Genomic DNA, 7,174 nt, shown 5'->3' with positions numbered 1-7,174 from the left:
GCCCGTTGCGACGTTCAATATCTATAAACGTCCGGTAACGACCTTCGTCATGCAGCCTGGCAATCGCTGTTTCGAGCCCAGATGTGTAGTTCGTCTTCATTACGCGCAGCCCACTCGTCGTTTCATCAAGCCCGGGTTGTTCCCCGCTTATTCGCCCAAACGCCAGGTAAATCCGGCCACCACCACTCCGGGAAGGGCTTTGACAAACAAATTGCGATGCACAAACTGCACCCCTGCAACCGGGATGAATTTTCCCAGACGGTATTCGAACTCGGTATCGGCGTTTCGGTAATACGCTGTCCCAGCAAAAAGGGTCCAAGACTTGCCCAGCCGACGCCCTGCTGTCGCAGAAACAGACAGATTCCCATAACTGTTCCTGAACAGCCCAATCTCTAGATCCCGTTTTGAGGTCAACCATGATACGAAAAGCCCCGGATTGAACTCTTCGAAATCCTCGCTTGAGAAGTGGTGAGAGCCGAGCAACAGCGAAATCCTATCTGGATTTGCCATCGCGGTGTCCACCCAGAGGCCTGGCAATATCCCTAGTAATAACAGGGCGGTCCAAACCCCATCTCTGGGTTTGGACCGCAGCTGGATATTTCCTCCATGGAGAAAAGAAGAAACACCCAGCATTAGTAAACCACGAGGCCGTAGGTCCCCAATTCAGGCAATCCGCCAATTGTCTGCTTGAGCTCCAGGTCTCCGTTCGACAGGATCGAGAACACCATGACCTGGCCACGGTTGCCGACCAACTGATAGATTTCAGAGCCATCAGCGCTGACTTCAATGTCACTGAAGAACAACGTCTCTGAGGGATCCTTGAAGGCGCGCGCATTCAGCAATGCCGCTGTCCCGTTTTCCCTGATCCGGAAGCTGCTGATTGAACTTGAAAGCGCGTTCGCTGCCCACAAGGTCGTTCCATCGTGTGACACGGTGACCCAGCAGTTTGCGATCTCGCCGCTCTCGACACCATCACCGGTCAGAACATCCCCCGATACCAAAGAGATGGCCCCGTTCGGCGATAGTTTATAAGTTGATAGTGATCCGGTTTGCCATGAATAAAGCGGGCTGAGCGCGACCTCTCCATTGCCCTCACGCAACATGAAATCGGGCGTCAAAAAGCGGGCTTCCGACATCAGGATCGTGTCTCCAGAAACCGCAAAGCCAACCGGAATCGCCTGAAATCGTTCAGCAGCGTCGCGCGGTGAGGAGACTTGCGAGACAGGCTCTGCCGATAAAGAGCCGCCCTGCACGCCGAAAATCTTGACCTCTCCGGTCACCAGTTCGTTCACTATGACGAAGTCGCCGGTGCTGGAGAATGCGATAGTTGATGGGCGCGCCTTGAGGTCGCGCAACGACCCGGCAACGGGGTGAAGCTTGCCATCGACGATCTGATACATGCCGATGCTTCCGGCGCTGTTGTTCATACCAACACCAGCGACGGCCAGTAAATTATCGTGAAACGCGAGGCTTATTGGGAACTGATCGGGGGCATCAACAGTATTGACAACGTTCAACGCACCCTCTGCGTCAATTGACATCAAGGACACGGTCGCATCGCCCGGGTTGACCACCGCGAGATATCGACCATCGGCAGTCATCGACAACGAGTTGGCGGATATCAACGGATCGTCTCCGTTGGCCAGCGGGTGAGAGGGGTCTTTTTTCAGATCGGGGATTTCCAAATCTCCCGTTCCTTTTCCACCAGTCGAGTATTCGCCGGAAATTTTGTAGATGCCTGAATCGTCTGCCTGATAGCCAACGACCGAATTCTCGTTAGCTTTGTTGGTAACGATAAAGAATCCTTTGTTTTCAGCCTGCGCCGAGCCTGCGAATACCAAGGCTGCAGCCAAAGAAAGATTGTACAGAGATCGCATTGCGCTCCTCCTGGGTGGTCGAGATTTGAGTGATTGGGCGTAGCCTCGATGGGTAGAGGCCACGCTGAACTAGCTAGTCCGTGTGCAGTACCGGGTACCCTTCAATGAAAATCCAATCGGTTTGCTTTGCCGGAACATGGCAGGTCTTGCATTCGAACCGATAATCAGAGGTCGTGGTCGTTTGACGGTCATCAACGTCAAAATACGCCCAGCCCCAACCAAGCCCCCAAAGATCATTGCCATCAAACCGGGCTTGCTTGTCTTTGACCATCACGAACCAACCCGTGACATCCGTGGCATATGCTGCGGTTCCGGTGCTGTATTCATCGGCTTCTGCTTCGAGCAATTCCTTGATCAGAACCGCACCATCGGGGAATGTACCGGTCTCCAGATAGTGTTCGATCACGCCGGGCTGCGTGTAAACAACATGCTGACCTGTGACCTCGCCTTCATCTAGAATTGTCCATGTCCCAAGAACCGGCCAGGTGGCACGAAATTCACCGTCAGGCATGTGGATACTGCCCTCCGGCCCGACGACCCCATAGGTCGGCACAGGAAATTCCTGTGCCGACCCGGGGACTGCTCCGATCGGGCATATCAGAGCGAGGCATTTCAATAGGCGCATCAAGTCTCAGTTCCCCTGTACGGCCCGAAGCACTGGATAGAACTGCGTGAACACGAAGTCTGTATCGGCATTGGCCTCATGACAGGAATTGCAGGATTCCGCTGGGAATGCCTCAGCTGTCTGAGCATAGGGTTCGCCATCATGTCCAAAGCTGTAATAGACCCAGCCGCCCGGCTCTTCTGCGAACCGGGCAGTATCTTTCACGGTCAGTTCGAGGCCAGCGAACTCACCTTGGAAATAACCGTTCCCGGACACCTCGAAACAGGCGCCATCTTCCTCGGTGCAGTTGTCACCTTCCCGGATCATAACCAGTTCCTTGGCGATCTGCGTGCCATTTGCCCATTCGCCGGTTTCGACGAAATGCTCAAAGGCAGAGGGCTCGACATAGACATTGTGGAACTCGGGGAACGGCGCCTCGCCATCATTCAGCGCATTTGGCGTCAGTGGCGAACCGATAAAGACCCAACGGCGATAGTCGGTGGGGGCGTTGACCGATCCATCGTTGTTGAAGGTCGCTTCGGCAATGGCATCAGAAGAGGATTGCGCCAATACCGCACCTGTCAGTGCGATGGCGGCGATTCCAGAAACAGCGGCAAAATTGGCTAACTTCATAGGTGGGGTCTCCTTATTGGCTGACCCCAAAGTTAAGTTCCTCAATCATATTGTTTGGTTATAATATCTATAACTGATCAATTGTAACATATGAGCTAAGTAATCCTATGGACTTGCGGCGTATTCGATATTTCCTGGCTGTTGCACGTACCCTGAACTTTTCTCAGGCTGCGCGTGAGTTAAAAGTGTCTCAGCCCGCGCTGAGCAAGGCAATCCAGACGCTCGAGGACGAGCTTGGTGGCCCACTTTTACGTCGCGAAGGAAGACTGACGCATCTAACGCCGCTGGGAGAGCGGATGCGCGGTTCTCTGCAGGAAATTGAGGACGCGGCACATCGCGCAGAACATCTTGCGTCGCGGATCGCCAACGCTGAGTCCACAAAAATCCGCATCGCCGTCATGTGCACGATTGACCCGGGAACAGTTGGACGTTGCCTTGCCCAGTTCCAGCAAAAGCACCCAAACTTGGGGATCGAGCTTTTGGATTTCACTGCAGCATCGATTCAGGATGCCTTGTTGGAGGGTCAAGTTGATGTTGCCATAATCGGCAGCCCCGTCGAAGCAGTGCCAAGGCTTAGGACGATTGAACTATTTCAGGAAGACATGGTCGTATCCTGCGGCCCCCAAAATCGTTTGGCGGCCCGTGAATCTATTCCGTTGAAAATGATGACGGAACATCCCTATGTCGACAGGCTACGCTGCGAGTTCCGAGACATGGTCCTGTCGATAGTGGATAAGCACGATCTAAACCTGAATGTTATTGCAAGCAGCGAACGCGAGGATTGGATCAAGTCTTTGCTGGCACAGGATCATGGAGTTTCAATCATGCCTGCCAGTTCGGCGGCATCGGCCGGTCTGAGCGCGGTGCCCTTGCAGGATCAGCAACTTCTCAGATCAGTCTACCTAGCTATCCCCAGCGGGCGCGAGGACCACACCGCTGTTCAGGCCCTGACAAAATACGCGAAGGCCTATAGTTGGAACGGCGGTGGGACACGCGTATGACTGGTTGTGCCGCAAACTGGCTGAAAATTTCTGTGTTCAAGTTATGAGCAAGAATGCGGGCACGATCCCAAAGCTACTGATCTGGAACCAAATGTACGCGTATCATCAAGGCCCGGATGGCGAAATCAGTCTTTGATCAGAGGCAGGTTTATTTTCTCAAGTCAAGGATGCCACCGAAAAGGTTGCAATCACAGGGCTGACCATACATTTCCGAGGCCAAACTATCGCCAAAAAAACGTTAGACACCGATCATTCGGCCAATTCCACTAAGGGCAATAGCCCTGTTTGGAAGACGCCCGCGTTACCCGCCTAACACTTCCGTTTGATCTGCCCATAGCGCTTTTTCCACATTGATGTCGAAGTGTACTTCCCATTCCGCGATGATCTGCTCGGCCATAAAGTCCGGGAATGCGTGAAGGCCGGGCGTAAAGTCAAAATTGCGCAGCAATTCAATACCCATATGATGGGCATGAAAGATCGGGTCTAGAAACCGGATACGTGTGGGATGGTCGATTGCGAAGTTGATGGGCTTTTTGTTTACCATGACAGCTTCGGCAGCAAAATCGGCCCCAAACTCGTCTTCAGCCCCCATATTCGCAAGATAAGCGGCCTTCAGAAATGGTTCGCTCGCGTAGTGCTTTGAAACCAGGCCCGCTCGACCTGTCGCGGTGACAACGACGAAAGAGGCGGCGGCGGCCTGCTCTACTGCGACGGTATCTACAGACGGAATGGCCTTGTGGCCGTGACGACGTGCAATATCAAGAGCTGCGGGGTTGGTGTCTACAACCGTAACGCGGCAGCCATACGGTCTCAGCGCATAAGCGATGCCCTGACCTACCTTGCCATATCCAAACAGCAAAACGTCTCGGCCGTGCAGGTCTTCTCCGGTCAGAGTCGTGAAAGCGCGTTGGAAAGCGTCGCCCGTCCCGAAAAGAGCTTCAAGCACTTTGACCCGCGACTGGTCGACCGAGATTACCGGGTAGTTCAAGTTGGGGGTTTCGGCATAGATGTTCGATCCGGTTCCTGTCAGCTCGACCGCGCCCATCTTTGGCGTAACACGGCCTAACAGTTCAGCTGCGCAATCGAGAACGATATCGAAATCATCCGGCAAATCGTCGAATGTGGATACTCTCAGACCGGCGGCTTTCAGGACCGACAAGGCCTCGTGCTTGGGATCCATGAAAGAGGGGCAAGTGGTTGTGATATCAGCCCCCCCGAGATACAGCACATGGATCTTGTGCAATGCCTCAGTGGTGATCGGTAAGTTCTGCACAATCTTTAACCCCTCATAAGGGCGGGTGCGCCGGGCAATTGTCTTGGCGCTTTCCATGAAGGGAATTTCTTTGGCCGGAAATAGATCATAGGCGATCTTGAACGGGTCGTTAATCATGCGATTTATCCATTTTTATAGGGCTTAGTGTTGTGCAAGCGCGCAATTGGATGCGTTGTTGGTGGTCGACGATCAGGATTGCATCTTGTCCGTGTTCGCGTCCCAGCCGAAGCGCATCGTCTTCGGGAATGGTAAGGATCAGCAGGCTGTCCTCCCAACCCCAATCGCGTGCTCCACCGCGCCCCGGGAACACGGGGTACCCAATCTTCGCGCAATGGTGGTGCAACCGTCCCATGCGTTCAGCGTTATCTGCATTGCTCAGCTGCTCCGCACCCGGATTGCATGCAGTAATAAATGCGGCGCAATTGGTGCGGTACTGAACCAACAACGCGTTGAGCAACTGGCTGGACTGCCCAGGTATCAGCCGGAATGTCATGTCCGGGCCGAACACCTCGTAAATCGCGGCGCGATATCCCGCCCATTTATCAATCGTGGTCATCAGGCGAACTCCGGACGGCCATGTATGGCCGATTGTGCTACGGCTTGGACGGTACCTGTTTGATCCTGATATACGCGGACGCCGCTTATATCCTCGGGCAGTATCATGTTCTTCTGATCCGCGAATGGTCGATCACGCGGGGGAAGCCAGCCCGGGTCTTCTTCGCTGCGAACGTTGCCTGCATCGTCCAGCATATGTGGCCCGAAATTCACCCATGTGTTCTGTCCACGCGTTTCGGTCGTCAACGCCGATCGAGCCAGAGGTGAGAACATTTGCGAATGACAAAACCAGGCGCGCTCTTCGCCAGTTGCGCTGAAGCTCGTGCCGGGTATCGCATGGCCGAACAGGTCATGGACCGCGCGGAATATATCATTAACCAGCAAATCATAACCTTGAACCCGGATCCCAGTGGGCTGGCCCATCCAGTGGCCCGTCAGATCCGAATGGTTCGAACCAAAGGCGTCCTCGGTGGTGATCAGAAAATACAGATGCCTGTGATCCGTGACATCGCAGCGCATCGCGGCACTGTCCTCATAAGGTTCACCAGCGCCTGTATAAGGATCGATCTGAATGTCCAAAAACTCGGTCATAAAAAGGTACTGACAAAACAATTCGCCGATCAACTGCTGATAGCTTGCCCGCACCAGCACATCTTGCGGATCGTGTTTCCCTGCCTCGTAGGCCCGGGCGATGGGCTTGCCAATTTCGGGTGTCATCACGACATCAGCGATATGTCCCGGGTTGGGTTTGACCAGTTCGCCACAGGCAGTGGTCCACTGCGCTATCAGTTCGTCCAGCTGAGTTTCGGCGAATTGATTTAGAAATGAAATAGGTTCGTTAAGCATTAGCTAGCACCCCAATAGGTAGATTGCTTTCCGAACTAAAACACTGGTGCTGGCAAATTATTCGTCGTGTAAAGCTGACAGTTATGTGAGATTTTTGAGGCAATTCATCTCAATAAATTTATCGCTACGGTGGAACCCTGTTGCGCGTATTTGGGGCCGATATGGGGTTCCCAAGTTTTCTGAACTGCAATTGACCTGCCTGCTCCGCTGCAGGCTACGGCGCCATCTCTACGACATAGTCGTACCAAAGGTCGGATGCATCTGAACGGACGGCTAGATCCAATTTGAAGATGTCATTGGAAGTGACCACCGCATGGCTGCGTGGCAACGGATCCTACTCGGACCGGCAAATTTTGTTTTGTGCTGGCATTCTGGAACGCGTTGT

The 7,174-nt window shown here is 53.7% G+C and carries 8 protein-coding genes; 1 reads left to right on the top strand and 7 read right to left on the bottom strand.

Annotated elements, in window-relative coordinates:
- Positions 1–147: 147 nt before the first annotated feature.
- From Q1B46_RS21745 to Q1B46_RS21730, 4 genes are all read right to left on the bottom strand, one after another.
- Entirely contained in the window at positions 148–510 is a 363-nt protein-coding gene (locus tag Q1B46_RS21745) for a hypothetical protein (protein WP_299951939.1), read from the bottom strand.
- A gap of 122 nt (positions 511–632) precedes the next feature.
- The gene (locus Q1B46_RS21740) at positions 633–1,877 is read right to left on the bottom strand and encodes a hypothetical protein (RefSeq protein WP_299951937.1); all 1,245 of its coding nucleotides are present in this window, start codon (positions 1,875–1,877) and stop codon (positions 633–635) included.
- A gap of 73 nt (positions 1,878–1,950) precedes the next feature.
- Positions 1,951–2,388: a cytochrome P460 family protein gene (locus Q1B46_RS21735; protein ID WP_299951935.1), complete on the bottom strand. Its 438-nt coding sequence runs from the start codon at positions 2,386–2,388 to the stop codon at positions 1,951–1,953.
- Between the two features lie 120 nt (positions 2,389–2,508).
- Positions 2,509–3,114, bottom strand: coding sequence for a cytochrome P460 family protein (locus tag Q1B46_RS21730; RefSeq protein ID WP_299951933.1), 606 nt, complete (start codon positions 3,112–3,114; stop codon positions 2,509–2,511).
- 107 nt (positions 3,115–3,221) lie between these two features.
- On the opposite strand from Q1B46_RS21730, the gene Q1B46_RS21725 reads away from it, so the two are divergent.
- The gene (locus tag Q1B46_RS21725) at positions 3,222–4,115 is read left to right on the top strand and encodes a LysR family transcriptional regulator (RefSeq protein WP_299951930.1); all 894 of its coding nucleotides are present in this window, start codon (positions 3,222–3,224) and stop codon (positions 4,113–4,115) included.
- A 301-nt stretch (positions 4,116–4,416) separates the two neighbouring features.
- Here Q1B46_RS21725 and Q1B46_RS21720 read toward each other — a convergent pair whose 3' ends face one another.
- Genes Q1B46_RS21720 through Q1B46_RS21710 form a run of 3 tightly spaced genes read right to left on the bottom strand, consistent with a single transcriptional unit; the run spans position 4,417 to position 6,789 of the window.
- The gene (locus Q1B46_RS21720; RefSeq protein WP_299951928.1) at positions 4,417–5,505 is read right to left on the bottom strand and encodes an NAD(P)-dependent oxidoreductase; all 1,089 of its coding nucleotides are present in this window, start codon (positions 5,503–5,505) and stop codon (positions 4,417–4,419) included.
- Positions 5,498–5,944: a DUF3293 domain-containing protein gene (locus Q1B46_RS21715; RefSeq protein ID WP_299951926.1), complete on the bottom strand. Its 447-nt coding sequence runs from the start codon at positions 5,942–5,944 to the stop codon at positions 5,498–5,500. Before Q1B46_RS21715 ends, Q1B46_RS21720 begins: the two co-directional genes overlap by 8 nt.
- Complete coding sequence (locus Q1B46_RS21710) at positions 5,944–6,789, bottom strand: hypothetical protein (RefSeq protein WP_299951924.1); 846 nt, start codon at positions 6,787–6,789, stop codon at positions 5,944–5,946. Before Q1B46_RS21710 ends, Q1B46_RS21715 begins: the two co-directional genes overlap by 1 nt.
- Between the last annotated feature and the right edge of the window lie 385 nt (positions 6,790–7,174).

It is taken from the genome of uncultured Ruegeria sp., assembly GCF_947500045.1.
In the GTDB taxonomy this organism is placed as follows: domain Bacteria; phylum Pseudomonadota; class Alphaproteobacteria; order Rhodobacterales; family Rhodobacteraceae; genus Ruegeria.
Note: the sequence above shows the minus strand (reverse complement) of the source record. Positions and strands in the feature narration are given on the sequence as shown.

What these genes read in the sequence shown, in the direction of transcription:
- Q1B46_RS21745 (WP_299951939.1), bottom strand. Translation starts at nt 510, where the DNA reads ATGGCAAATCCAGATAGGATTTCGCTGTTGCTCGGCTCTCACCACTTC.
- Q1B46_RS21740 (WP_299951937.1), bottom strand. Translation starts at nt 1,877, where the DNA reads ATGCGATCTCTGTACAATCTTTCTTTGGCTGCAGCCTTGGTATTCGCA.
- Q1B46_RS21735 (WP_299951935.1), bottom strand. Translation starts at nt 2,388, where the DNA reads ATGCCTGACGGTGAATTTCGTGCCACCTGGCCGGTTCTTGGGACATGG.
- Q1B46_RS21730 (WP_299951933.1), bottom strand. Translation starts at nt 3,114, where the DNA reads ATGAAGTTAGCCAATTTTGCCGCTGTTTCTGGAATCGCCGCCATCGCA.
- Q1B46_RS21725 (WP_299951930.1), top strand. Translation starts at nt 3,222, where the DNA reads ATGGACTTGCGGCGTATTCGATATTTCCTGGCTGTTGCACGTACCCTG.
- Q1B46_RS21720 (WP_299951928.1), bottom strand. Translation starts at nt 5,505, where the DNA reads ATGATTAACGACCCGTTCAAGATCGCCTATGATCTATTTCCGGCCAAA.
- Q1B46_RS21715 (WP_299951926.1), bottom strand. Translation starts at nt 5,944, where the DNA reads ATGACCACGATTGATAAATGGGCGGGATATCGCGCCGCGATTTACGAG.
- Q1B46_RS21710 (WP_299951924.1), bottom strand. Translation starts at nt 6,789, where the DNA reads ATGCTTAACGAACCTATTTCATTTCTAAATCAATTCGCCGAAACTCAG.